The organism is Marinobacter alexandrii, assembly GCF_005871205.1.
Lineage (GTDB): Bacteria > Pseudomonadota > Gammaproteobacteria > Pseudomonadales > Oleiphilaceae > Marinobacter > Marinobacter alexandrii.
This window is the reverse complement of the sequence record NZ_SWKM01000013.1, coordinates 380,828-406,569: the sequence shown is the minus strand read 5'-3', so window position 1 is coordinate 406,569 and position 25,742 is coordinate 380,828. Positions and strand designations below refer to the sequence as shown.

The following is a 25,742-nucleotide window of genomic DNA, read 5'->3' as shown; positions in this document are numbered from 1 at the left end:
TAACAGGAGTAAGCTGTGGCTCTCGCTGCGCGACTGCAACGATTTCTGGCCCGCAAGGGCATTCTGTACACGGACCTGCCGGTGCCGCAGGCCGCCGATCTTGGGGCCGCAGTGATTGCCTCCGGCCAGCCCCGGTCGGACTTTGTCCAGGCAACCGTCCTGATTGATATTGGCGGCGCCTTGATGGTGGTGCATGGCTTAGACAGCGCCCTGGATCTGGAAGCAGTGTTCCAACTGACCGGCCGCCGGATGCAGGTCCTGACGGGGCGCCAGACCATGCGGCTGTTCGGTGACTGCGATCCGGGATTTGTACCGCCCATTGGAACCGCCTATGACTTGCCGGTACTGGTCGATGACGACGTCACGCACACCGGGCGGGTCTTGCTGACCGGTGGCACCGATCATGGTGTAATTGAGATGGATGGGCGCGATTTCCGGTTGGCTTTGGCTGGCGCCCGGCACGGTCATCTGGTGATCCGGGGGCAGGGCAACGGCGATCGTGCCGCGCTCAGCCTGGATGAGGTGGCGGATAAGCTCCAGCGGCTGTATCGGTTGCCGCCGATGCCGGCGTTGGCATTACGGATCCTGCGACTGACGGCAGACAGCGAAGCCACGGCCCGGCAGCTTGCCGACCTGATTGAGTTGGACCCCAGCCTGACCGCCCAGATCATGCGCTATGCCCGGTCTGCGCTGTTTAATTATCCCGGCCAGATTCACTCGGTGCAGGAGGCGGTAACCCGGGTTCTGGGCTTCGACCGCGTTGCCCACATTGCCATGGGGATTGCTTCGGTGCGGGCCTTTGATGTCCCCCGCAAGGGCGCGCTTGGGATGGACAACTTTTGGCGCCATTCCCTCTACAGCGCTTTTGTGTGCCAGAGTCTTGCGCTGCACTGTGGCGCCGATAAGGCCCTGGCGTATCTGTGTGGCCTACTGCACAACTTTGGTCTGCTGTTGATTGGTCACCTGTTCCCGGCCGAGTTTGAAGAACTTAATATCCTGCACGCCGATAATCCCGAGGCCAGCATGCATTCCCTGGAGCAGCAAGTGTTTGGCCATGCTCGTGACGAACAGATTCTTGCTGTTGGCCATGGCGCTATCGGTGGCATTCTGCACAAGCTCTGGCAACTGCCGGATGCCGTGGTCAAGGCGGCGGCCATGCATCAGCACCCGGGCTATCACGGTGATCACGAAACCTACGTACTGATTGTGCAGCTGTCGAATGCGCTGCTGAAGCCGCGGGGCATTGGCGATGAATTTAACCCAGACGATACATCCACTCGAATGGAGGCCTTGGGTCTGGCGCCTGAAGCCCTGGCCGATCTGGAGCGCGAGATCGATCGTGTGGCTCCAGATCTGGACGCATTGGCCAACTCCCTGTCATCCTGAGTGAGGCTCGGGGCCAGATACCGCATGCCCCTTTTCCGTGCATGATACGGAGGTCGACTTTCTCTATAGAGGCGGACTTCGTATAATGCGCTGGCTCCGGGCCCGGCTAACCACCGTTCGGTGCCGAGAGGTTGTCGCAAAGGCGAGTGTTTTTGCCGCAACTTTTCCAACGATAATGACTTATACGGGAGCACAACGTTATGCGAATCATCATGTTAGGGGCACCAGGTGCCGGCAAGGGGACGCAGGCACAGTTTATTACCGAACGCTTCGACATCCCCCAGATCTCCACCGGCGACATGCTGCGTGCGGCGGTCAAGGCCGAATCCGAGCTTGGATTGCAGGTTAAGGAAGTTATGGCGACCGGCGGTCTGGTGTCCGATGACATCATCATTGCATTGATCGAGGAGCGTATTCAGCAGCCTGACTGCAAGAACGGCTTCCTGCTCGACGGCTTCCCGCGCACCATCCCCCAGGCCGAAGCACTGAAAGACCAGGGCATTGTCATTGATTACGTGGTTGAGATTTCCGTCGATGACGAGGAAATCGTCAGCCGTCTGTCTGGTCGCCGTGTTCACGAAGACAGCGGCCGGATCTATCATGTTAAATTCGATCCGCCCAAGACCGAGGGCAAGGACGACGAAACCGGCGAGCCGCTGGTCCAGCGTGAAGACGACAAAGAAGAAACCGTACGCAAGCGTCTGAAGATCTACCACGATCAGACCGCACCGCTGGTTGGTTATTATCAGGACTGGGCCGCCGAAAGCCCGGCCGCTGCCCCCAAGTACGTGCGCGTGGAGGGTGTTGGCAGCCTCGACAGCATCCGTGACCAGATTCTGTCCAAGCTTCAATAAACCCTCGTTATCCTGACCTGAGGCTTCGTCTCGTCCGTGAAACTGTTGGCACTGGATACATCATCGGAGGGCTGCTCGGCAGCCCTTCTTGTTGATGGCAAGGTATCCGAACGTTTTGAAATAGCCCCCCGTGGCCACACCAAGCTGTTGATGCCCATGGTGAGAGAGCTGTTGGCAGAGGCAAATGTGGCGCCGGGCGAGCTCGACACCGTGGCCTTTGCCTGTGGTCCGGGTTCGTTTACGGGCATTCGAATCGCCACCGGCGTGGCCCAGGGTCTGGCGTGGGGGCTCAATGTACCGGTCGTCCCGGTGTCGTCTCTGGCAACCGTTGCCCTTGGCGCCATGGAAGCCATGGACGTCAGCGAGCAGGGTGGTGTTGCCGTGGCTTTCGACGCCCGCATGGGTGAGCTGTACTGGGGCTGTTTTGTCTGCCGCGACGGACTGCCGGTGCTGCAGGGTGAGGAGCGAGTCTGCGCGCCCTCCCTGGTGTCGATTGAGGGCGACGCGGCAGCATGGTCCGGTGCTGGCCGAGGCTGGGCTTTCCAGCAAGACATGCCGTCAGAGGTAGCAGATCGGGTTATGGCGGTTGATGATGCGCTGATTCCGCGTGCAGTCTGGGTCGCAAAACTGGCCGAAATCGGGTTCCGGAACGGTCAGGCGGTGCCGGCGGAGCAGGCCCAGCCTGCGTACATCCGTAACGAGGTTGCCTGGAAAAAACTGCCCGGACGAGAGTGATGGCACGCGCCCGGTCGGCGCGGCGGTCAACAACTGAGCAAACGCTTTTCTTCCCAGGCCGATTCTTCCATACTTTGTCTTATCCTTTTAGTTATTGGGCCAGCGGTATCGGGTCATGATCGGCAGTATTAATTCAGGCACCAGCTCTACCCCCCAGTCAGGCAATAACAGCCCGATCCGGGAGCGTAGTGATGTGGCCCGTGCACCGGCTGCGTCGCCGGAAAAAACGCCGGAAAACGCCCGTCGGGACCTGGCCGATGCTCGTACCGGTGCCCTGATTGAACGCACGCCGGGCGAGAGCCTGGAGCGCCGCATAGAGGCTCGCCGAGCCGCCGAAGACGCCCGGCTGGAACGTTTCCGGGCCGACGACATGCCGTTGCCAACCGCCCAGGCACTGTCCACCTTCGCGGTGGTCGCAGCCGCAGGGCAGGACTCTGGTGACGAGATTCCCCTGGCCGGCATTGATATCCTGGTCTGATGACTGACTCCCTCCCGTACCAATCCGCCCCTTCAGAGCCCTCCGAGAATCTTGCCGTTGGACGCAGCCCATTGGGCAATGCTGAGCAGGCGGTTGCCCTGAGCGAGGCGTTGGCGATCCCGAATCTAGGCGTGGTGCGGCCAAAGGACGTGCGCGATTACACCTTGTTGCTGTTTCTGGATGATCAGGGCCTGGGCCTGCAATTGACTGGCAAAGGCGCGCCCGGGCCGGTGCGCGCCGAGTTCGTCACCGGCAAGATGGGCTATCGCCGTGAACACGGTGGCGGTGCCGGCCAACTGGTGGCCAAGGCGGTGGGGCTGCATAAAACCCGCGCCCATCTGCACGTGCTAGATGCTACCGCTGGCCTGGGACAGGATGCGTTCGTGCTGGCCGGTCTGGGCTGCACGGTGACCCTGTTCGAACGCAATCCGGTGATTCATGCCTTACTGGCGGATGGACTGGCGCGGGCGTCGCTGAATGTCGATTGCGCGCCCATCGTTGAGCGTATGCAGCTGCGCGAAGGCAGTAGCATTGCCTGGTTGGCGGCGGCTGGCCCTGAGTGTGCGGATGTGGTTTACCTGGATCCTATGTTCCCGCACCGGGACAAATCGGCCCTGGTGAAGAAGGAAATGCAGCTGTTCCAGCGGGTGGTTGGTGATGACGACGACTCCGAGGCGTTGCTGACGGCGGCTCTGGAATGCGCACGTTATCGGGTTGTGGTCAAGCGCCCGCGCAAGGCCCCGGCCATTGCCGGACCCGAGCCGACAACCCGGGTGGAGGGCAAAAGCAGTCGCTACGACGTGTACTCCATCAAGGCGCTGCCTGCCCGATAGGGTGGCCTCAGGCTCTATCCACACAGGGGCGCCTCAGGCTCTATCTACACAGGGGGCGCCTCAGGCGCCCAGCATCGTGACTTGCTGTATGGCCTGGCGCTTCTCGACGCTCAACACCAGGCGGGCATCTTCTGCCACTTCGTCCAGTCCTTCGCCATAGCAGATCAATCCATTGTCCTCGGTGGTAATCACCCCGTTCGCCTGCAGGTTGGCAATGAAATTGCGGAACAGGCTCTTGTCGAAGAATTCCGGCGCATTCAGGCCAAACAGAATCGACATGCGTTCGGCCAGCAAGGTGCTCTGTTCTTCGAGCTCGGCCGCGCTGAGTTTGCCCGAGCCGTACTTGCGCAGGATGCCGAGGGCAATGTGGTAGCGCTCAAGGGTCTGGATAATGAACCGTGACAGGACTCGCAGCCGAAGCATCTCTTCCGTGCCTTCCTCAGGGCGGCCAACTCGGTCGTCGTCCAGTTCTTTCAGCAGCCCCTGCTCGATTAGTACATTGATCCAGTCGTTGATCACCTGGTCCGCCTCGTCTGCCTGGTACTTCAGGAACAGCTCCGACTGCAGGTAGGGGTAGGCCACGCTCGCCAGGAACACCACGCGCTCCCGACGCAGGGTGTCCTTGTTTTCAAACAGGCTGGCAATCAGCGAGGGCAACGCGAACAGGTGCTGGATGTTGTTGCGGTAGTAAGTCATGAGGGTGGCATTGCTGCCTTCCAGGGCGATGATGTCGCCCAATTTCTGCGGTTGCCGTGCCACCAAGCCCATGTTTTCACAGTAGGCCACCCAGTCCTTGCCACTGCCTTCCGGAAGAGTCACCGTTTTCGCATACGGGTAGGCTTTGAGCAGCCCAGCGTACTGATCCATCAGGCGGATCAACTGGTGCTCATCCATGGCCAGACGTTCAGTGCCCAGCAGCACGGTGGCGGTGATCCCGATCGGGTTCACGGCCACCGAGGCGTTGATGTTGGAGGCGACTCGCAGTGCCAGCTCATCGACTGCCTGGTTCAGCCAGGGCGGACGGTATTCGGCGTCGTAGGCTTCGTCACGCCAGCTGCCGTGAACCTGATCCAGTACATCGGCCAGGGGGATGGCTTCACCAAAATTCACCGCGACACGGCCAAAGGAGTTGCTGAGTTTGCGTACGGTCTTGGCCAGCGCAAACACGTTCTCTTTCTGCTTTTTCTTTCCCCGGAGTTCCCCCAGGTAGGACCGTCCCTCCATCACTTTTTCGTAGCCGATGTAGACCGGAATAAACACAATTGGTTTGCGGTGGTCGCGCAGGAAACTCCGGACCGTCATCGAAAGCATGCCGGGGCGCGGCTGCAACATGCGGCCGGTGCGGCTACGGCCGCCTTCCACGAAGTACTCCACGGAGTAGCCGCGGGAGAACATCACGTGCATGTATTCGTTGAACACGGTGGCGTAGAGCGGGTTGTCCTTGAAACTGCGGCGCATGAAGAAGGCGCCACCGCGACGAAGGATGGGCCCGACGATGGGCATGTTCAGATTGATACCGGCGGCAATATGCGGCGGCATCAGGCCGTTCTTGTAGAGAACGTAGGAGAGCAGCAGGTAATCGATGTGGGAGCGGTGGCAGGGCACATAGACTACCGCGTTCTCCTGGGCGACTTCCTTCACCACCTTGATGTTGTTGATGGCGATGCCGTTATAAATCCGGTTCCAGAGCCAGGCCAACACCACTTCCAGAAAGCGGATGGTGACTATCGACATGCTGGCGGCGATTTCATCGGCGTACTTCCAGGCCTTGGCGCGCACCTTTTCCGGCGGGATCTCGTCTCGCGCCGCGGTTTCCCGAATGGCTTCCTTGACTGCCTGGGTTCGCACCAGTCCGCCCACCAGTGTGCGCCGGTGCGACAGGTCGGGCCCGAGCACGGCCTGACGTACCCGCCGGAAGTGGGTGCGCAGGATGCGCGCGAGTTTGCGTTTGGCCCGTTCTTCGGAGTGGCGGTATTCGTCGACCACCAGTTTCAGGGACAGTGGCTGGTTGAACTGCACGTAAGTGTTCCGGCCGTGAACCATGATAATCAGCAGTTTCTGGAGCCGACCCGCCACCGACCAGGTGTCGGACAGCAGCAGCTTCACCAGGGATTTTTCCTTGTCCGGTGAGCGGCCCCAGAACATGGATACCGGCACGATCTGGACATCCTGATCGGCGTGTTCCAGGCCATAATGGATCAGGGCTTCGAATTCATTGGTGGGTACCGGTGTCTGCCGCCGGCGAAATAGCCCACCGGTCCGCCGGTACAGGAAGAAGAACGAATGGGAAGGGCCATTCTTGACTGGCAGGGCCTCGGTGGCACCGGGCAGGCCGGCGCGGATGACTTCCTGTTCCAGCACCAGCCGGCTAGACAGAGAGCTGTATTGGAGCACGTAGCAAACCGGTTTGTCAGGATCGATACCCAGAGCTTCCAGGGTGTTGCCGCTAACGTCAGTCCTGACCCACAGAAAAAGTATCTTGCGGAGAATGGTCAGGATCAGGCTGCGAATGCCCTGGTAAAGTCGCATAAAGTGTTGCTCCGGTGAATCAGACAGTTGCCAAGTTTACTTGGTTGAGTACGGTGCGGAAAGCCGTTGATCTTACTTGCCTTGTTGCCCAGTGTGGTACATTTCAACTTGGTCCATTCATCAGGCAGGTGAAAACAGACAATGGCGAGTTCAAATTCAGACTGGTCCCCGGCTTGGACTACGGATGCGCCGCGCCCCGGAGACTGGATTCTGGCCATTTCAGGATTGGACATTCTCAAGCCTGAGCAGGGCTGGTTGCTGGCTGCGGATGATGCCAGGCTCGGAGACCGGGTCAGCAAAGCGGTTTCGGTAGGCACCCTGGATGACGTGTCCGTATATGTAACTGAGCTCGACGGCACGGAGGGGGCAGGGCTGGAGCCAGTGGGGCTTCGGGACGCCCTGCTAATGATGGAGCAGGCACCGGCGGAACTGTTGAGCACCGGGTTTCAAGTCTGGCAGTGGTGGCGTGACCATCGCTATTGCGGCCGGTGTGGCCTGGAAACCGGCTTTCATCCCCGTGAGCGCGCAAAATGGTGTGAGCCCTGCGGAATTCCCTGGTACCCGAGACTGGCGCCCTGCGTGATTGTAGTGATCAGACGGGATGACAGGTTGCTACTGGCCAAGAACGCACGCGCCCGGCACCATTTTTACAGTCTGATTGCGGGCTTCGTCGAGCCAGGCGAAAGTCTGGAAGGCGCGGTCGCCCGTGAGGTCAAGGAAGAAACCGGCCTGGATGTCGCTAATGTCCGCTATCAGTCCTCTCAGCCCTGGCCGTTTCCGCACCAGCTGATGGTGGGATTCTTCGCCGACTATGCCGGCGGCGAACTGATCCTGCAGGAAGATGAGCTGGCGCACGCCGACTGGTTCCTGCCCGGTGATACCCCGCCGGTGCCGCCGCAAACGACCATTGCCGGGCGCCTGATCCGCGCCATGGAAAGCGAGATTACCCGGGGAGGCATAGCTCTTTGACGATGGTTTCCAAAGCCCGCGTCCTGGTTTTTGATTCCGGGGTTGGTGGCCTCAGTGTCGCCGCCTGTGTGCGCCAGCATCTTCCGGGCACGGAACTGCTTTATCTGGCGGACAACGCCGGATTTCCCTACGGCGACCAGCCTGAATCCGTGGTCGTCGAGCGTTGCTGCCGGCTGATCGGCAAGGCGATTGAGCAGTTTCCCGCGGATGTCATTGTGGTGGCCTGCAACACTGCCAGTACCGTTGTTCTGCCCCACCTGCGGGCCATGACGGCAACGCCGGTGGTCGGTGTAGTGCCCGCCATTAAGCCGGCGGCCGCCAAAACCGAGAACCGCCGGATCGGAGTGCTGGCGACGCCGGCAACCGTTCGACGGCCGTATCTGGATCAGCTGGTGTCGGAATTCGCCAGCCACTGTCAGGTGGAGCGTATTGGCCATCCCGACCTGGTTCGCTGGGTGGAGGAGTCGGTCAGCGGTGTCGAGGTGTCGCGAGCCGACCTGGCGGCGGCGGTGGCCGGCTTCCGCGAGGCTGGAGTGGATACCGTGGTGCTGGGGTGTACTCACTATCCCCTGCTGCTGAGAGCCCTCAGGGAGGCTTTGCCTGAGGTTCGGTTCTGGGTTGATTCGGGTGAGGCCATTGCCCGCCGTGTCAGCCACCTGTTGGCGGAACATGGCAAGCACGGCAGTGCGGCCGATGCGGGGGCTTTCAATGGCTCGCCGGTACGTGCGGCGCTGTTTTCCGGGCCCGCTCCGACCGGCCTGGCCAACTTCATGACCGGCCTGAACCTGAGTCCTCAGGCGGTGCTCGATAACTGGCCCGAGTGCAACGAACGGGTTAGATCAAGCGCGTCAGTTTGAACATCGCCAGGAATTCCAGGGCCGGAATGGCGCGCCGGTGACAGCAGTAAGTTTTGAAACTCTCGCCCCGGAAGCGTGACTTGGTGAATTCCAGCCCCTTGAAGTTGTACAGGAACGTGCCTTTGTCATAGACCAGGTGCAAAAGCTGTTTCAGCAGTCGGCTTTCCTGGTGCTCGGTGGTGGCATCGAGCGACAAGGGAATAAGCCCCAGATCCAGAAAAGGAACGCCCTCGGCTTTGAACACGTCCATGGCGTGTGCCATCAGGGTGTAGAAAATGCCCTGGCGGAAATCGGCGTTGGCGCGGGAGATATTGGGCACGTAACTGATGATTTCGTTGTTCTGGTAAATCGGATCAAAGTAGATGAATCCCACCGCCTTGCCGTCCTGGTAGGCATAGAAGTGACGCTCGTTCTCCCGATACGCCATCTCCATGGGCCGGATCAAAAACCGGATTTCATTGCTCTTGCACTTGCGGGTGCGAATCCAGGCTTCCGAGATCTCCCGGGTATGGTCGTCGCTGAAACGCTCTTTCACCGTGATGTTGTTCTTCTCGGCCTGGTTCAGGGCGGTGCGCAGGATCTGTTTCTTCTTGCCGGTCAGTGACCAGGTTGCAAGATCAATGCGGGATTCGCTCCCAAACTGGGTGCCATACAGTCCGAATCGAAGGTGCAGGACATCAACCACCGGCTTGGACACCTGGATGTAGCTGGCGTTCGGGAAGCGCTTGTGAAAATGCTCAAGAATGACGGCAAAGTGCTCCGGGGCACAAACCGGGTCAGACAACACAAAAGTGCCACCCCACTTCCGCATGTAAGCGATGTAGCCGACGCCGGGTACGTCGAAGTATTGCATGCCCGGTTGCAGCGTGGAGAAGGATTGGGAATGAACGCCGTGCTTTTTTAGGTAACCCACCCGTTCGGTAAACGTGAACGCGCTGTCTGCCAGTTCACGCAGCCCGTCCAGTGCCAGGATCTGATCCGACATGTCATTGCTCCCCGCGAGTTGAAGTGGTGTAAGGCCGGATCAATCAGGCCTGTTTACGCCCGAGAATGGACCAGTAGCAGTTCATGTTCAGAAGCTTGAAGTGCTTCTTCTCGGTGACCTGGAGGCCAAGGCGCTGCATGTGCTCGGGGTAGTTGTAGATTTTGTGGAAGGCATTGTTGGCAAACAGCCAGAAAGTGAACACCGCCATGTACCAATAGAGTTTCTTGAACAGGCGGGCCACCAGATTGCCGGTGGGGTAGCAGAAATCGCCGACCACCACGCCGGCATCGGCTTTGCCGAGCCGGATCAGGTGCTCAAGTACACGCACCATCATGGTTTCGTCGAACACGTTCAGGAAGAAGTTGGCGACGACCAGATCATACTGCTCATACTCCTCCACCTTCATGATGTCGCTGTGAATGCGGCGAATGCTGAGTTGGGGAGCTTCCTTCTGTTGGGCTTCGGCAAACTTGCGCAGCATGGTTTCTGACAGGTCAACGACGGTGACGTCGGCGCCGAGTTCAGCGGCCCGGATAGCATCGCGGCCATGACCGACGCCGGCAAACAGGATGCGATCGCCCGGACTAACGGTTTCGACATCCAGCATTGCGGTTTTGCAACGGTGGATGTTCTTGCCGCTGTATAGGTTGCTTAAGAAATCGTAGACCGGACCAATGTATTTGTACTTGTCGCGCATGATGACTGCCGCCTGTTCTTGTTCCTCAAAATGTTGTCACCGTTGTTGTCGTTATTGGCCTGACAGCCTGTCGGGAATTCGGTGATCAACGCCTGTCATAAGGAGCTTAGGGAACAGGTTGGCGGATTTATGTGCAGCACTGCGCATTTCTGGATACAAAAGATAACGCAATGCAACACTCTGCAAACAGCTTCATGGTTTAGGTTAGGAGTGTAGGACAATCAGGATGTGGTCTGAGGAGTTACGGCTTTGGTGGTGGGTTCGCCCAGGGTTCGGGAGATATGCACGGCTGGCCGGGCAGGTCCGTAAAAGAAGCCCTGAACCTGGTGACAGCCAAGGCTGCGCAGGTATGACAGTTGTTCGTCGGTTTCAACACCTTCCGCCACGATCTCCAGTTTCAGGCCGTGGGCCATGGCCACAATGGCGTTGACAATGCAGGCGCCGTCGTCGCCGCTGCGGATGGCTTTAACAAAAGATTGATCCACTTTGAGGGTGTGAATAGGGAGTCGGTGCAGGTAGTTCAGGGAGGAATAGCCGGTGCCGAAGTCATCAATGGCGATCCGCACACCAAGGGCTGCCAGCTCACGTAATTTCTGACTGATTTGCTCAAGGTCGTTCATAATCACATTTTCGGTGATCTCAATTTCGAGATTACCGGCCGGGAAGTCATGTGCCTGTACTCGTTCCATCAAGGTCTCGACAAACTTCGGGTGCTCAACCTGCACCGGCGAGAGGTTTACAGCCAGGCGCAGATCCGGGTAGCCGGAACGAATCCACAGGCCCACGTCCTGGCAGGCCTGATCAAGCACGTGCTCGCTGAGTTGGCCAATTAGTCGCGTTTCCTCGGCCAGGGGCAGGAAATCCCGGGGGTAGAGCAGGCCCCGCTCGGGGTGCTGCCAGCGGACCAGCGCCTCCAGGCCAACAATTCGGTTGGTGGTCGAGCAGACCTGGGGCTGATAGAACACCCGCAGTTCATCCCGCTCCAAGGCCAGGCGCAGGTCGCGCTCCAGGTTGAGGCGGTTGGCGGAATCGATGCTCATGGACTCGGAGAAGAAGCGGTAGCCGTCTTTGCTCTTGGCTTTGACGTGATACATGGCGATATCAGAGTTCTGGATCAGTTGATCCATGCTTTCGCCGGCGTTCGGGTAGATCGCGATGCCGATACTCACGCCCACGAACACCTCGTGTTCGCCAAGCTGAAACGGCGCCCCCAGGGCTTTGATCAGCTTCTTGGCAATTTGCCTGGCATCCTCATGGTTGTGGATTGAGGGCAGCAGCAGGGTAAATTCGTCGCCGCCAAAACGGGACAGAGTATCGCCCTTGCGCAAACAGCCTTCGAGCCGATGAGTCACGGCCTGGAGTAGCCGGTCACCCATGGCGTGGCCGAGGGTATCGTTTACGACCTTGAAGCGATCAAGATCAAGGAACATGACCGCCAGCTTCTGTCCGCTGCGCCGGGCCTGGGTAATTGCCAGCTCTAGCCGGTCCTTGAACAGGGCTCGATTGGGAAGGCGGGTCAGCAGGTCGTGGTAGGCCTGGAAGTTGATAAATGCCTCGGCCTCCTTTCGCTCGGTGACATCGCGGGCAGTGCCGTAGTAACGCGCGGATTTACCGCTGCCTCCGCCGCGGGTGGCATCCGAGTGCGGCCAGGTTTGCGGATCAATCGGGAAAGCGGTGATTTCGAAATGTCGGGTCGCGCGCCGGCTGCCTCGGGTTTTCAGTCGAACCTCGAGGGTTCTGGGGTTGTCGGCCGAGATATTGGGACCGTTCAAGGCGTACATGCCCCGGGCGATATCCCGGTCATCCAGAATATGCCGGAAGTGCCGGTCACACAGTTCCCCGGGCTGATAGCCAAGCAGGCTTTCGACTTTGCTGTTCACAAAGCAGAAACGGCCGTCGTGGTCGAGCATGAACACAATATCGGGTGAACTGTTGACGATGTAGCGGTGCAGGGCCTCGGATTTTTCAAGTCGCAGCTGTACGTGCTCATGGGCTTTGAGCAGGCTTTGCTTGCTGTTGACACTGGCGACCGTCGCCAATAGTTCATCGGGATCGAAGGGTTTCCGAATGTAGTCCAGGGCGCCACGTCGAAGTGCGCGACTGACTGCGCTGAATGAGCTTTCACCACTGATCACAATGGCACCGCAGTCCGGCTGCACGTTGGTCAGGTGGGCCATGACATCAAACCCGTCCACCTCAGGCATTCGCAAATCAAGCAGCGCCAGATCAAAAGACTGAGCATCAATAAGAGCACAGGCCCGTTTGCCCCCGTGGGCCTCGGTGACATCGTAGCCGCGAGAGCGCAGCAGCTTTGCCAGGGTATCAAGCAGGCGAGGTTCGTCATCCACCACCAGAATGCGGGCCGTAAACCCGTTACTGAAATGCTGTGCAGTGACTTCAGGTGCCATCGGTCTGTGTCCGTTATTTCTACGTCAGTCGGTCTGGTTTTTTCTATCGCTGGCCGCCGGTAGCAACATCCTGAAGGTGGTACCTTCGTGCCCCGTGCGACAAGCTATGATGCCCTCCATGTCATCAATTAGCTGTTTTACAATACTCAGGCCCAATCCACTGTGGCCGCTGCCTTTCGTTGTTGCTACCGGTGAAAACAACGAAGCTCGAATCTGGTCCGGGATTCCTTTGCCGGTGTCGGTAATCTCCAGCTCCACCCAGGCACGATTATTCTGCCAGACCGGAGCTGCGGTCCGTAATAGCACCTCGCCCCCCTGCTCGGGCAGGCTTTCGGCCGCATTACGAACCAGATTGATGATAATCTGGCGAAGCGGTGCGGCGTCTATGGCTAGCGTTGTCGGATGATCACACAGTAACACGTCCAGAGAACGGCTCCCGTCGGAAAACAGGCTGTCCTCCAGGATGCGTGCCAAATCCTTGAGTTCGGTATTGAGCTCGGTGGTGCCTGTCTCGTCCGGGGCATTGTCGTTGTGACTCATGTTCAGCAACAGGTCGCCGGCGCGATCCAGCTCGTCACCGATAACGTCCAGATCCTGCTGAACCTCCGTGTCGTCCAGCCGGTTTCGAAGCTGGTAGATATACTGTCGGATAATGGTCAGCGGGTTGCTGACTTCGTGAATCTGCGAGCGCAGATGCTGTCGCGCCAATTCCTGTTGAATCTCGTCCGTCTGGGAGGGCTGGGGTTCTGCGGCCCGCTCAACCAGGATCGTTGATAGCTGGTGGGTGAACAGCAGTGCCAGTTCGGTGGTGGTCTGCAGGTTTTCATTGTCGGTACCCAGCGCAAATACCCCGGGGCGTTCATTGCCTGCAACCACCGGCACAGCCAGCAGTGAGGGAGAGCGCAGCAACGACAGAAGTTGCCGATCCAGCACGGTGGGCGTGCGAGTGCCCAAGCTGACCGGCTGGCCCGATGTGAAGGCTTCGGTAAGAACGCTGCCGCCCGATTGCGCCGACAGGGCGAACTGCGGGGTGTCGCCGGCCGTGCCCGACAGTAGCACCAGGCTATCGTCGGTGTGGCCGAAGCAGAGGGCTGGAAGACCGGTAATGAGGGTCAGGCTGTTCACGGTTTCGGACAACACCTGGTGCACGGGCCCTTGCAGGTCGGCCAGTCCCAGTGCCTGGTTGGCAATGGCCTGTTGCAGGATGGTCTGTTTTAATTTCCGGGTCGCGCTTTCGCCATTATAGTCGTCATCCAGGGGGATGCTCAGCGAGGCTGCCATGCTGGATACTTCATGAGTGATTCGGCGATTGATTTCTCGGGTGAGCTCCTCGTTCAGACCAAAAACCGTTGTCGCCGCAGCAATGCCGGCGGCATCCGACAGGGCAAGACGGGTGGAAAGGCTGATCAGTTTGACCAGGTGGCTGGCATCCCGAAGTTCGTTTGGCAGTGCCTGCTGGTAGCGCATGGCGTCGGCGGCCATGGCGCCCAGGCCCCAGGTTGTGACCAGTTGAGCGGCTACCTCGGGTTGGTGGCTAATGTAGTATTCCTGTGCTTCCGGAGTCAGCGTTTTGACTGCGATCAGTTCGCCGATATTATGGAGCATGCCCAGCATGAAGGCTTCGTCGGGCTCCTGATACCGGGTCAGTGTGGCCAGGGCCCGAGCCGTCAGTGCTGTGGTCAGTGAGTGTCGCCAGAAGTCCCGGAGTTGTTGCCACTCGTCGCCACCCAGTTCGAACAGGAGCTGGCGAAGGGCGGCGGTCAATAACAGGGTATGGAAGCGGCGGATGCCGAGTCTGAGTAGGGCCTGCTCAACGGACTTGATTGGGGTCTCGGGTCGGTACAGGGCAGAATTGACCAGAGCCAATACCCGCGAAACCAGTGCGGTGTCGACGGATACGATTTCGCTGATGGTGCGGTAGCTTTCGTCTCTCTGGCAGGCTTCGAGCGCCCGAAGGGTAACCTCCGGAATACTCGGTAACTGAAGATCAGGAGCTAAATCCATGTAGCCTGTCCGCTCCATTCATAATTAGGTTTGAGTTATTTAGTTCGTTTCTTAGGGATTTCTCGTTCTTGTTTTGACTTTGGAGCTTAGACAATTATCCGTCGTTATTAAATACTTATTGGTGCTTTTTTAAACAGCATATTATCTGTCGCGTGATATGTGTAGACTTTTTACAGGTTTCACTGTGTGAATGCTAACATGTAGGCAAGTAGATTTCCGATCATGCCCGTGAAAGAGCCAGCAAAGCAGATGCCGAACCAACCTCGAACAATCGCGATTACCGGCGGTAAGGGTGGTGTGGGTAAAACGTCGGTTGCGCTTAACCTGGCGCTGACCCTGGCACGTCAGGAAAAACGCGTGCTCCTGCTGGATGGCGACACGGATCTGGCCAATGTCAGCATCATGGTGGGCATGTACCCCAAGCAAACCCTGGCGAACGTGATTGCCGGTGAGTGTCGGCTTCAGGATACTCTGCTGGAAACGGATTACGGCCTGCACATTGTGCCGGGGGCCTCGGGTGTGCAGGAGTGCATGGACATGGGGCCGACTGACAGTTTGCGGGTTCTGCGGGCGTTGTCTCATCTTGAAAGCCAATACGATTACGTCATCATCGATACCGCCGCCGGTCTGCAGGCACCCAGTCTGCACATGATTGCGTCGGCGGAGCTTGCCTGTATTGTCGTTACCCCGGACCCGGCTTCACTGACGGATGCGTTTTCACTGATTAAGGTTATCCTGCGTCGGGGGTACAAGCGGGTACCCAGTGTGTTGGTAAACATGGCGCAGGGCGCAAGTCAGGCCCGTTCGGTATTCCAGCGTTTAGATAGCGCGGCCCAGCGTCACCTGGGTTTGTCGCTCCACTATATGGGTGGTATCTGGCGCGACGAAACTCTCCGGCAATCGGTGCTCAATCAGAAGCCGGTGGCTTTGTTGCCGGTGGCCGATCCATCCTGTCGTCAGTTTTATACTTTGGCTGACATGCTCAACGTTCGCCTGGCCCAGCTAACTCCTAGGAAGGCCGGTATAGCCGCCTACTGGCATCGGGTTTCGCGTCAGCAATCGGAAGCTCGACAGGCGTCGGCGAGGTCGGATGCACCGGCAAGCCTGAAGGACCGTTGTCTGCGGGCGGTGAGTGAGCTGGAATCCGTACTGGTTCAAACGCCCGATAACGCTATGCTGCGTTATGAAGCATTTACCCGACTTTTTGCACTGCTGGGGAGCGCGCCTGACGGTGACACCATCGAAATTATTCAAACCGGTCTCGGCTCCCTCGAATGGGAGAAGCTGAGCGAAGAGCATCGGCAGCACCTGGCCACCCACCTTCGACACCTGGCCGACCAGATCGTGCCGACTGCACCTAGAAAATCGACACTAGTACCGGCAAAAACCGATCAGACGGACCCGGTTTACGACCGGGTCAGCTTCGGCGAGCAGGAGCGTCTGGTGCGGGCTCTACGGGAACAGCCGGCGGAAATTTCCTTGAATGAGCTGCTGCGTTCCCTGGCAGGGAAGGGTCACAACCGCTCCTGAAATCAGGCTCAATATCTGCCCCTTTTTCAGTCATTTCTTTTACTCTTTTTGTAGAGTATTTTTGCAGTGTGTCACCGCACTGTAATCCTGGTTGTGTAAAAATCAATCACTGTAGATGATCGTGGCCCGCAATATGCAGTGAATTTTCCTAGGCATTCCATCAATAAATTTCCCGCCGACAGGCTGTTAGAGCGGTTGTAGAAATATTTAATAGAGAAGGAGTTCTTCCAATGGCAACATCGCAATTGAATACCGGAGAGTCGTCGTCCAAAGTTCTTGAACAGCTCCGTGGCAAGCATGTCCTGATTACTGGCACAACGGGATTCCTGGGCAAAGTGGTACTTGAAAAACTGATTCGGACGGTTCCGGATATTGGCGGTATTCACCTTTTGGTTCGGGGTAACAAGCGACACCCGGAGGCGAGGGCGCGATTCCTCGATGAAATTGCGACCTCTTCGGTGTTTGAGCGCCTGCGCTCTGACGACAACGAGGCTTTTGAGGCGTTTGTGGAAGAGCGTGTTCACTGCGTGACCGGGGAAGTGACGGAGCCGATGTTTGGGCTGCCGGTTTACCAGTTTCAGGCCTTGGCGAATGGCATCGACGCCGTAATCAACTCCGCGGCCAGCGTAAATTTCCGGGAAGAACTCGATAAGGCTCTGGCGATCAACACTCGCTGTCTCGATAACATCGCCGAGCTGGCTCGTCAGAACCGCCGGCTGGCGGTTCTGCAAGTCTCGACCTGCTACGTTAATGGCATGAACTCCGGACAGGTGTCCGAAGCGGTGATCAAGCCGGCGGGTGAGGCGCTGCCGCGCAGTGTCGATGGCCACTACGAGGTTGACGAACTGGTGCGTCTGCTGGACGACAAGATCGCCGACGTGCGTTCGCGCTACGCCGGCAAGGCCTTGGAGAAAAAGTTGGTAGATCTTGGCATCCGGGAGGCCAACCGCTACGGCTGGAGCGACACCTATACCTTCACCAAGTGGCTGGGCGAGCAGATATTGATGAAGGCGCTGGCTGGTCGCTCCCTGACCATTGTCCGCCCCTCCATTATCGAAAGCGCCCTGGAGGAGCCAGCTCCGGGCTGGATTGAAGGGGTAAAAGTGGCCGATGCCATTATTCTTGCCTACGCGCGGGAGAAAGTGACTCTGTTCCCCGGCAAGCGCTCCGGCGTTATCGATGTCATTCCCGTGGATTTGGTGGCCAATAGCATTATCTTGTCACTGGCCGAGGCGCTGTCAGAGCCGGCTGAACAACGCATTTACCAGTGCTGCAGCGGTAGCAGTAACCCGATTTCACTCGGTGAATTCATTGATCACCTGATGGTCGAGGCCAAGGCCAGTTACGCGGATTATGATCAGCTGTTCTATCGTCGGCCGACCAAGCCGTTTATTGCCGTAAACCGGAAGCTGTTCGATGCCGTGGTTGGTGGTGTGCGCATCCCGCTGAGTTTCACCAGCCGGATTCTCAAAGTGCTGGGCCACAATCGTGAGCTAAAGGTACTGAGAAATCTCGATACCACGCGCTCGCTGGCCACTATTTTCGGCTTCTACACGGCGCCGGATTACATCTTCCAGAACGACAGCCTGTTGGCCCTGTCGTCCCGGATGGGTGGTCTGGATCGCGTGTTGTTCCCGATTGATGCCCGCCAGATAGATTGGAGTGTCTACCTGCGCAAGATCCACCTGGCTGGCCTGAACCGCTACGCGCTGAAAGAGCGCAAACTGTACAGTCTCCGTTCCGCTAAAACCCGCAAAAAAGCGGCGTAGCATCACCCCAGTCGTGAGCCGGCCTTCCAGGGTCGGCTCGCACATTTTGCCACGCCGATCCTCGTTGTTTGCCGGCTCCCGCCGAAGTTGCGAACAGCCTCGTTCTGACTATGCTTAAGGGTGTTTCTTGTCCAGCGGACCTTTCCGCTGTGTGCCTGTGGTGGCCCGCGGCAGTTAACCAGGTGCTTGCGTCAAAAGTTCAGACACATTAGGACGTTAGTCTAATTAATTGTTCAGTCGCACCCATGTTGTACTACAGACATTCGTCTGACTTCAGGCCTGAGCTGGCCTCACCGCTCTTTTTTCCAAATCGACAATGACAAAAGACTCTGAAAAGGGGGAGCACCATGACTGAGAAACACGTCTTTCCAGTAGCGCCGGAGGTAGCCCAACGGGCTCTGGTAAATCGGGAACAGTACAATGCAATGTATCGCGAGTCGGTTGAGAATCCCGATGCGTTCTGGTCAGAGCACGGCAAGCGCCTGGAGTGGATCAAGCCCTACACCAAGGTTAAGAACACAACCTACGATTTCGACAACCTGTCCATCAAATGGTTTGAAGACGGCGAGCTGAATGCTTCAGCCAACTGTCTTGATCGTCATCTTGAGAAAAAAGGTGACCAGACCGCCATCATCTTCGAAGGTGACGACCCGGCCGATTCCCGCCATGTGACCTACCGGGAGCTGCACGAGGAGACCAGCAAGTTTGCCAACGTGCTCAAGGGGCTGGGTGTAAAGAAGGGCGATGTTGTCACTATTTACATGCCGATGATTGTCGAAACCGCAGTGGCGATGTTGGCCTGCGCCCGTATCGGGGCGATTCATTCCGTGGTTTTTGGTGGCTTCTCGCCCGAGGCGCTGGGCGCCCGGATTGTTAACGGCAAATCCCGTTTCGTGGTCACGGCCGACGAAGGTTTGCGTGGAGGCCGCAAGATTCCGCTGAAGAAAAATGTAAACGCGGCCCTGAAGATCGACGGTGCCGATGCAGTCGAGAAAGTGGTGGTGGTTGCCCGCACTGGTAATTCCGACGTGCCCTGGGACGATAGCCGCGATGTGAAGTACGAAGATCTCATGCAATCTGCTTCGGCCGATTGCCCGCCCGAGCCGATGAATGCGGAAGACCCGCTGTTCATGCTGTACACCTCGGGGTCCACCGGTGCGCCCAAAGGCGTGTTGCACACAACCGGTGGTTACATGGTGTACGCGTCGATGACGCACGAGTATATATTCGACTATCACGACGGCGACGTATACTGGTGCACCGCAGACTTTGGTTGGGTGACTGGTCACAGCTACATTTTGTACGGCCCATTGTGTAACGGTGCAATCACCGTGCTGTTTGAGGGGGTGCCCAACTACCCGGATAGTTCCCGTATGGGACAGGTGGTCGACAAGCATCAGGTTAACATCCTGTACACGGCGCCCACCGCCATTCGGGCGCTGATGGCTGAGGGTGCGTCCTGCATGGACGGTACCAAGCGCGACAGCCTGAAACTGCTGGGTTCGGTCGGTGAGCCAATTAACCCGGAAGCCTGGGAGTGGTATCACCGGGTCATTGGTAACAGCAAATGTCCGATCGTGGATACCTGGTGGCAGACCGAAACCGGCGGCATCCTGATTTCGCCGCTGCCGGGCGCCACCGATCTCAAACCTGGTTCGGCGACCGTGCCGTTCTTTGGTGTCAAACCGGCCCTGGTCGATAACGATGGCAACATCCTGGAGGGTAAGGCCGAGGGCAATCTCGTGATTCTGGATAGCTGGCCGGGGCAGATGCGCACCATTTACGGTGATCATGAGCGTTTCAAGCAGACGTACTTCAGCACTTATAAGGGCCGGTATTTCACCGGTGATGGCGCGCGCCGGGATGAAGACGGTTATTACTGGATTACCGGCCGTGTTGACGACGTCCTGAACGTGTCCGGTCACCGGTTGGGTACGGCGGAAGTCGAAAGCGCGCTGGTCGCCCATGACAAGGTCGCTGAAGCTGCTGTGGTTGGCTTTCCACACGACATCAAGGGGCAGGGCATCTATGTTTATGTCACCCTGGTGCAGGGCGAAGAGTCATCCGATGAGCTGAAGAAAGAGCTGGTCCAGTGGGTGCGCAAGGAAATCGGTCCGATTGCCTCGCCAGATGTGATTCAATGGGCACCTGGACTGCCAAAAACTCGTTCGGGCAAGATTATGCGGCGGATTTTGCGTAAAATTGCTGCTAACGAGCACGACCAGCTTGGAGACACTTCCACCTTGGCAGACCCGGGTGTGGTTGATGAGCTGATCAGCAGTCGTGAATTCAAATAAGGTCGCATTTAAGACCGTAACCCTGTTAAGGAACCCGTTGAATGGCACAAACAATTATCGTCGCTGATGATCACCCGTTGTTTCGCGCAGCATTGAAGCAGGCGGTCAGTCAGGCGGTGCCCGATGCCGAGACGGTTGAAGTCGATAGCATCAAGGCCCTGCAGGCGGCGGTAGAGTCGCACCCGGATGCGGATCTGGTCTTGCTGGATCTGAACATGCCGGGCGCCCATGGCTTCTCCGGGCTGGTGTTCATGCGCGGACAGTACCCGGGGTTGCCAGTGGTGGTTGTGTCAGGATCGGAAGAGATGCAGGTCATGCGTCGCTCGATCGACTACGGTGCGTCCGGGTTCATCCCCAAATCAGCGCCCCTGCCCACCATCACCGAGGCCATCCAGGACGTTCTGGAAGGTGACGTCTGGCTGCCAGCCGGAGTGGCGGACAAGATTGAGCGCATGCATTCGGACGCCACGGATTTTTCCGAGAAGCTGGCGTCGCTGACACCGCAGCAGTTCCGGGTGTTGGGCATGTTGGCCGAAGGGCTTCTGAACAAGCAGATCGCCTACGATCTGGATGTGTCCGAGGCCACCATCAAGGCCCACATCACCGCGGTATTTCGCAAGCTGGGGGTTCGTAACCGGACTCAGGCGGTCATCGCAATCCAGCAGATGGAAATTGATCCATCGGATCAGTCACTGTCTGGTAGTTGATAACGACGCTGTTCAGCGTGAATGTGAAACGGGAGCCCTTGGGCTCCCGTTTTTTTATGGCCTGAACTTGTGCCCGGTGGTTCTGAGCGTTCTTTGCTTTAATGGTACAGGTGTACGCATTACAATCTATTTTAAATGGATTTTATAGAATAGGCATTGTCATCAGTATTTTCTTCCGGTAGATTCAGCGCACAAGTGTACTCTCAAATAAAATGGCGAGTGCGTCGATCTGATTTTTCGAAAGAGTAAAGGTGACGAATGAACGCAGCCGTGAAGCCCGATGCCTCGGGCCAAGCCATCTATGGGAAGCCCGACGAGCGTGAGCTCAGAGACCGCATGAAGAAGGACCTGCCGGCCGACACGTTCAAGGCGCAAACCTGGCGGGTGATCTGGTTTGTGCCGCTGCAGTTGATCATCTGGGGTGGGATCGCGACGATTTTGCTGGCGGGTTTGCCCTGGTACGCCAATCTGGTGCTGGGGGTGGTGGTTGGTCATACCATCGGTTGCCAGGCCTTGCTGGCCCATGAGGTGTTACACGGTGCTTTGGGGATGAACCGGCGCTGGCAGAATTTCCTCGGCTGGCTCGGGTTCGGGCCATTTGTGGTGCCGCCGGAGTTCTGGCGCAAGTGGCATAACGTGATTCACCACGGCAACACCAACGCCGGCGATACCGATCCGGACAGCTTTGGCACGCTGCGCCGCTACCGCGCCGATCCCAAGCAAAAGAAATTCACCAAGCTCGCTCCGGGGTCTGGCACCTGGTACAGCTATTTGTTCCTGACGTATTCATTCACCTTTCACGCCCAGCTGGTGCTCTGGTTCCAGGCTCGCAAGCGAAAGCAGTTCAAAGGCTTTGATCGGGCCCGCGCGATTCGCCAATCGGTGGTCTGTGTGGCGGCCTGGGCAGTGTTGGCAGTGGTGTCGGGTCCGCTGGCGGTGTTTACGGTGCTGATTCCATTCATGGTCGCGAACGCACTGGGGCAGGGATATATCCTGACCAACCACTTCCTTAGGCCGCAGACCGCCACCAATAACCCGTTGGATAACTCCATGAGTCTGCGCAGCCACCCGATCCTCGACCGGCTGCACTTCCGGTTCAGCCACCATGTGGAGCATCATTTCTTTCCGAAGATGTCCTCCAACAAGGCGCCCCGGGTTCGGGCGTGGCTCGAGCAGCACCATGGTGACCGCTATGTGGCGATGCCTCACGGCACGGCACTGAAGTTGCTGTACACCACGCCCCGGGTCTACAAGTCGTCCACCGAGCTGGTTGATCCGAACCGGCCGGAGCGAGTGGTGGATCTGCTGCCGTTGCAGCAACAGTACGCCGCCAGCAACCGGGGCTGACGGCATCTACCATCAGGCTATTTGCTGCCGGCGTACCCCAGCTCTTTATCAACCAGATTGAAAAGCTCACCGCTCGCGTGCCAGTGGTCGAAGTTTTCCAGGAACTGATCGGTGAGCGCCCGTTTCCAACCGATGAAGTCACCGGCCATGTGAGCCGTCATGGTGACATTCTCCATGTCCCACAGGGGGTGATTCTCCGGTAGCGGCTCTTCCTCAAACACGTCCAGGCCGGCCCCGGCAATCTCGCCATCCCGCAACGCGGCAATCAGATCGTCAGTTTTCACGATGGGGCCGCGGCCAATGTTTATCAGCCGGGCCGACGGCTTCATGGCCTTGAAGGCTTTCTCGTCGAACAGGCCCTCGGTTTGTGGGGTGAGCGGTGCCGCTATCACCACGAAGTCGGCGTGCCCCAACTGTTCGAACAGGTCGTCGTTGCCGTGCACGGCGACAAAATCCGGGTCGTCGTGGCGAGGTGTCCGGGCAATGCCGTGGGCGTTCAGTCCGGCGGCACTCACCAGGCGACCGATTTGACGGCCGATGGAGCCGGCGCCCACCACCAGTACCTGTTTGCCTTCAGCACGTTCGGTATCCCGGTGCTTCCACTGATGCTTCATCTGCAGGCGGATCGAGCCCGGAAAGTCCTTGGCGAACATCAGGATGGTGCAAAGCACGTACTCGGCAATGGTCCGGTCGAAAATGCCTCGGGCGTTGGTGACCACCACGTCGCTGTGAATCAGCGCTGGAAACATCAGCGCATCAACCCCGGCGCTGGTGGCGTGAATCCACTGCAGTTTGTCGGCCGACTCCCAGGCCGCTTCCAGGGCCTCGGTGCGGAAGTCGGTGACCATCATGACGTCGGTGCCCGGCAAGGTGTCTCTCAGCGTCTGCTCATCGCAGGCGAATCGCACTTCCGCACGTGACCTGAGAGCGTCCATGCCCGGTGGCTCCGGCTCGCCGGGTGCAGTGAGAACGGTTACCACGGGTGTGCTTGGCTGTGTCATTTAACCTCCGCCTTGTGAGCTGATTGGCGATCCCGAAGCTGGGTCTCACGACAGTCTGGTACCCGAGTGCAGTGCGGTCAACTTGTGACTGTGAAAGGCGTCTTCTTGTCAGTGCGAGTAGGGCAATTTTACCGTTGGTATCTTTCTGCGTTTATGTCTTGTGTGGCCTGTTCTTACTGGCTAACCTGCAGGGGTAGCTTATTTTTGCCCCGCTCGCAGGAGGTGTTTTATGGCAGACTCTGCCAACTACGAGACTGGCCAGTCCAGACCACGTAAAGTGAAGTACCGGAAGAACAAGGCCAGCTGGAACCCTGCCATGCAGGCGATTCCTGTGCCGGGCATCCGCCGCATGGTAAATATGGCGGCCTCGATGAAAGATGTTATTCATCTGTCGATCGGTCAGCCGGATTTGCCGACGCCCAAGCATATTATTGACGCCTACGTCGAGGCGCTGAATGCCGGGCAAACCGGTTACACTATGGATGCCGGGTTGCCGGAGCTGTTGGTTGCGCTCAGGGATTACTACGGCAAGCGCTACAACCGGAAGCTGACCCGCGACAACATCCTGATCACCAGTGGTGCCACCGAGGCCATGTACCTGGCTATCTCGGCAACGTCGGCACCAGGCCGTCAGTTCATCGTGACTGATCCTTCGTTCCTGCTCTACGCGCCCCTGATCCGGATGAACGGTGGCGAGGTCAAGTTTGTACCAACCCACGCCGAAAACGATCACCAGCTTGATCCTGACGAAGTCATCCGTGCCATGGGCCCGCGCACTTTCGCGCTGATCCTGAACAACCCCAATAACCCGACCGGGGCGGTGTATCCGCGCAGTACGGTGGAGACCATCCTGGAGGAGTGCGCGTACCGGGGTATCCAGGTCTACGCCGACGAAGTCTATGACCACCTGATCTTCGATGATGACGACTTCGCCAGCGTCCTGAACTGCTCCATGGATCTGGACAACATCATGTGCATCAGCAGCTTTTCAAAAACCTACAGCATGGCGGGGTTGCGGGTTGGTTGGGTGATTGCGAGTCAGGCGGCGATCAAATCCCTGCGCCGGTACCACATGTTCACCACTTCGGTGGCCAATACACCGTCCCAGTATGCCGGTGTGGCGGCGCTCACGGGCGATCAGCAGTGCGTGCAGGACATGGTCAGTATCTACAAGGAGCGCCGTGACAAGGTGGTGGAGCTGATCGATCAGACCCCCTACATGACCGGGTACAAGCCTGGTGGCGCCTTCTTCGCGTTCCCGGGCCTGCCGCCCCATGTGGATGGCTCTGACCTGGCGCTGCGCATGCTGAAGGAAACCGGTGTTTGTATGGTGCCCGGGGATGCCTTTGGTGAGGCGTCCACCAACGCAGTGCGGATCAGTTTCTCGACAACCTGTGAGAAGCTGGAGGAAGCTTTCGATCGCGTCATCCCGTGGATGGCCAAGCAACAGTTCTGAGGAGTTGTGATGTCAGCCCTGGAGTCTGTCCTCATACAATGCCCCTACTGCTGGGAGACGCTGGATGTCAGCGTCGACCCGTCAGTGCAGGAGCAGGAGTATGTGGAAGACTGCCAGGTCTGCTGTCGTCCCATCGTCATCCATGTCACCTTCGATGACGATCTCACCCCGCACGTTGATGTCCGCGCCGAGAACGAATAGCTGCGCCGGGCAATTCTGACCGATCCTTAATCTTGTCGTCTTGCCCCCACTTGGCGCCGTGCCTCAGGATAGGTGGGTAACTCATGGAGGCGATCTAATGCGCACTTTTTCCAAGTCCGGCCTTTGGGCCCTGATTCTTCTGACGCTTACCCTGACCGGTGGCTGTGCCAGCCTGTCACCGTATTCAATATCCGAAGGCGAACTGGAACGACACCTTCAGGATGTGGTGAGCGATTTCGATCGCCAGCAACTCAAGAGTGGTTCGCCGCTGAGCCTGAGCCTGAGTGATGCCGACATTACCCTGGGCCCTGATGGCCGGGATGTGGCGGTGATTGACGTAAAAGGGCAGGTAGCGGTCAATGCCATGTTGGCCCGTCTGCCAGTTGATATCGCACTGAAGGTGGAGGGTGCACCGGTTTATGACAGCACCGAGAAGGCCATTTTCATTCGGCGACTGCGGTTGCTGGACAGCAGTGTTGAGTCCCCGTTTTTCCGGGGCGATCTGAAACCGGTAACGGATAACGTCATGAGGGCGGTAGCCCAGATGCTGGAAACCATGCCGGTATACCGTCTGGATGAAACCAACTTTGCCCAGCGGATGTTTGGCGCCATGCCCGTGGATGTGCGCGTGGCCCCGGGGCGGCTTGAATTCGTGATGGCGGATCAGTAGAAGAGAGTTATCGAACAGACGGAAGCTAT

General features: G+C 58.2%; 21 protein-coding genes. 15 read left to right on the top strand and 6 right to left on the bottom strand.

What is annotated here, in order from left to right; all coding sequences use genetic code 11:
- The first annotated feature begins 15 nt into the window (after nucleotides 1-15).
- The 5 genes from FCS96_RS12855 (at nucleotide 16) to FCS96_RS12835 (ending at nucleotide 4,286) form a co-directional block, all read left to right on the top strand.
- Nucleotides 16-1,386, top strand: coding sequence for an HDOD domain-containing protein (locus tag FCS96_RS12855; RefSeq protein WP_138440775.1), 1,371 nt, complete (start codon nucleotides 16-18; stop codon nucleotides 1,384-1,386).
- Nucleotides 1,387-1,586: 200 nt separating this feature from the next.
- The gene (gene adk, locus FCS96_RS12850) at nucleotides 1,587-2,240 is read left to right on the top strand and encodes an adenylate kinase (protein WP_138440774.1); all 654 of its coding nucleotides are present in this window, start codon (nucleotides 1,587-1,589) and stop codon (nucleotides 2,238-2,240) included.
- A gap of 36 nt (nucleotides 2,241-2,276) precedes the next feature.
- Nucleotides 2,277-2,975 (top strand): tRNA (adenosine(37)-N6)-threonylcarbamoyltransferase complex dimerization subunit type 1 TsaB, encoded by a 699-nt coding sequence (gene tsaB / locus FCS96_RS12845; RefSeq protein ID WP_138440773.1) that lies wholly within the window; start codon nucleotides 2,277-2,279, stop codon nucleotides 2,973-2,975.
- Nucleotides 2,976-3,090: 115 nt separating this feature from the next.
- Nucleotides 3,091-3,453: a UDP pyrophosphate phosphatase gene (locus tag FCS96_RS12840; protein WP_138440772.1), complete on the top strand. Its 363-nt coding sequence runs from the start codon at nucleotides 3,091-3,093 to the stop codon at nucleotides 3,451-3,453.
- The gene (locus FCS96_RS12835) at nucleotides 3,453-4,286 is read left to right on the top strand and encodes a class I SAM-dependent methyltransferase (protein WP_138440771.1); all 834 of its coding nucleotides are present in this window, start codon (nucleotides 3,453-3,455) and stop codon (nucleotides 4,284-4,286) included. The genes FCS96_RS12840 and FCS96_RS12835 overlap by 1 nt, the downstream gene beginning before the upstream one ends.
- Before the next feature lie 60 nt (nucleotides 4,287-4,346).
- Here the strand turns inward: FCS96_RS12835 and plsB are convergent, their stop codons facing one another.
- Nucleotides 4,347-6,815, bottom strand: a complete 2,469-nt coding sequence (gene plsB, locus FCS96_RS12830) for a glycerol-3-phosphate 1-O-acyltransferase PlsB (protein WP_138440770.1) — start codon at nucleotides 6,813-6,815, stop codon at nucleotides 4,347-4,349.
- 141 nt (nucleotides 6,816-6,956) lie between these two features.
- Between plsB and nudC the strand changes: the two genes are divergently transcribed.
- Both nudC and murI read left to right on the top strand, forming a co-directional pair.
- Entirely contained in the window at nucleotides 6,957-7,784 is an 828-nt protein-coding gene (gene nudC, locus FCS96_RS12825; protein WP_138440769.1) for an NAD(+) diphosphatase, read from the top strand.
- 2 nt (nucleotides 7,785-7,786) lie between these two features.
- Complete coding sequence (gene murI, locus FCS96_RS12820) at nucleotides 7,787-8,641, top strand: glutamate racemase (RefSeq protein ID WP_138440977.1); 855 nt, start codon at nucleotides 7,787-7,789, stop codon at nucleotides 8,639-8,641.
- Here the strand turns inward: murI and FCS96_RS12815 are convergent.
- The 4 genes from FCS96_RS12815 to FCS96_RS12800 all read right to left on the bottom strand — a co-directional run bounded on the left by FCS96_RS12815 (nucleotide 8,619) and on the right by FCS96_RS12800 (nucleotide 14,735).
- The gene (locus tag FCS96_RS12815; RefSeq protein WP_138440768.1) at nucleotides 8,619-9,626 is read right to left on the bottom strand and encodes a DUF2156 domain-containing protein; all 1,008 of its coding nucleotides are present in this window, start codon (nucleotides 9,624-9,626) and stop codon (nucleotides 8,619-8,621) included. The two genes, murI and FCS96_RS12815, sit on opposite strands and share 23 nt — an antisense overlap.
- A gap of 43 nt (nucleotides 9,627-9,669) precedes the next feature.
- On the bottom strand, nucleotides 9,670-10,323 hold the full coding sequence (locus tag FCS96_RS12810) for a class I SAM-dependent methyltransferase (RefSeq protein ID WP_138440767.1): 654 nt from the start codon (nucleotides 10,321-10,323) through the stop codon (nucleotides 9,670-9,672).
- Nucleotides 10,324-10,544: 221 nt separating this feature from the next.
- Nucleotides 10,545-12,731, bottom strand: a complete 2,187-nt coding sequence (locus tag FCS96_RS12805; protein ID WP_138440766.1) for a putative bifunctional diguanylate cyclase/phosphodiesterase — start codon at nucleotides 12,729-12,731, stop codon at nucleotides 10,545-10,547.
- 24 nt (nucleotides 12,732-12,755) lie between these two features.
- Entirely contained in the window at nucleotides 12,756-14,735 is a 1,980-nt protein-coding gene (locus FCS96_RS12800) for an HDOD domain-containing protein (protein WP_138440765.1), read from the bottom strand.
- Nucleotides 14,736-14,984: 249 nt separating this feature from the next.
- Between FCS96_RS12800 and FCS96_RS12795 the strand changes: the two genes are divergently transcribed.
- The 5 genes from FCS96_RS12795 (at nucleotide 14,985) to FCS96_RS12775 (ending at nucleotide 22,385) form a co-directional block, all read left to right on the top strand.
- Nucleotides 14,985-16,265 (top strand): AAA family ATPase, encoded by a 1,281-nt coding sequence (locus tag FCS96_RS12795; RefSeq protein ID WP_228264101.1) that lies wholly within the window; start codon nucleotides 14,985-14,987, stop codon nucleotides 16,263-16,265.
- Nucleotides 16,266-16,495: 230 nt separating this feature from the next.
- On the top strand, nucleotides 16,496-18,034 hold the full coding sequence (locus FCS96_RS12790; RefSeq protein WP_138440763.1) for a fatty acyl-CoA reductase: 1,539 nt from the start codon (nucleotides 16,496-16,498) through the stop codon (nucleotides 18,032-18,034).
- A 347-nt stretch (nucleotides 18,035-18,381) separates the two neighbouring features.
- Complete coding sequence (acs, locus tag FCS96_RS12785) at nucleotides 18,382-20,331, top strand: acetate--CoA ligase (protein ID WP_138440762.1); 1,950 nt, start codon at nucleotides 18,382-18,384, stop codon at nucleotides 20,329-20,331.
- Between the two features lie 41 nt (nucleotides 20,332-20,372).
- The gene (locus FCS96_RS12780; protein ID WP_138440761.1) at nucleotides 20,373-21,038 is read left to right on the top strand and encodes a LuxR C-terminal-related transcriptional regulator; all 666 of its coding nucleotides are present in this window, start codon (nucleotides 20,373-20,375) and stop codon (nucleotides 21,036-21,038) included.
- A 258-nt stretch (nucleotides 21,039-21,296) separates the two neighbouring features.
- Nucleotides 21,297-22,385, top strand: a complete 1,089-nt coding sequence (locus FCS96_RS12775; RefSeq protein WP_138440760.1) for a fatty acid desaturase family protein — start codon at nucleotides 21,297-21,299, stop codon at nucleotides 22,383-22,385.
- Nucleotides 22,386-22,402: 17 nt separating this feature from the next.
- On the opposite strand, the gene FCS96_RS12770 is transcribed toward FCS96_RS12775, so the two are convergent.
- Nucleotides 22,403-23,386, bottom strand: coding sequence for a D-2-hydroxyacid dehydrogenase (locus tag FCS96_RS12770; RefSeq protein ID WP_138440759.1), 984 nt, complete (start codon nucleotides 23,384-23,386; stop codon nucleotides 22,403-22,405).
- Between the two features lie 229 nt (nucleotides 23,387-23,615).
- On the opposite strand from FCS96_RS12770, the gene FCS96_RS12765 reads away from it, so the two are divergent.
- The 3 genes from FCS96_RS12765 to FCS96_RS12755 all read left to right on the top strand — a co-directional run bounded on the left by FCS96_RS12765 (nucleotide 23,616) and on the right by FCS96_RS12755 (nucleotide 25,713).
- Complete coding sequence (locus tag FCS96_RS12765) at nucleotides 23,616-24,842, top strand: pyridoxal phosphate-dependent aminotransferase (protein ID WP_138440758.1); 1,227 nt, start codon at nucleotides 23,616-23,618, stop codon at nucleotides 24,840-24,842.
- Nucleotides 24,843-24,851: 9 nt separating this feature from the next.
- Nucleotides 24,852-25,043, top strand: a complete 192-nt coding sequence (locus tag FCS96_RS12760; RefSeq protein WP_138440757.1) for a CPXCG motif-containing cysteine-rich protein — start codon at nucleotides 24,852-24,854, stop codon at nucleotides 25,041-25,043.
- Nucleotides 25,044-25,140: 97 nt separating this feature from the next.
- Complete coding sequence (locus tag FCS96_RS12755; RefSeq protein WP_138440756.1) at nucleotides 25,141-25,713, top strand: DUF1439 domain-containing protein; 573 nt, start codon at nucleotides 25,141-25,143, stop codon at nucleotides 25,711-25,713.
- The last annotated feature ends 29 nt before the right edge of the window (nucleotides 25,714-25,742 follow it).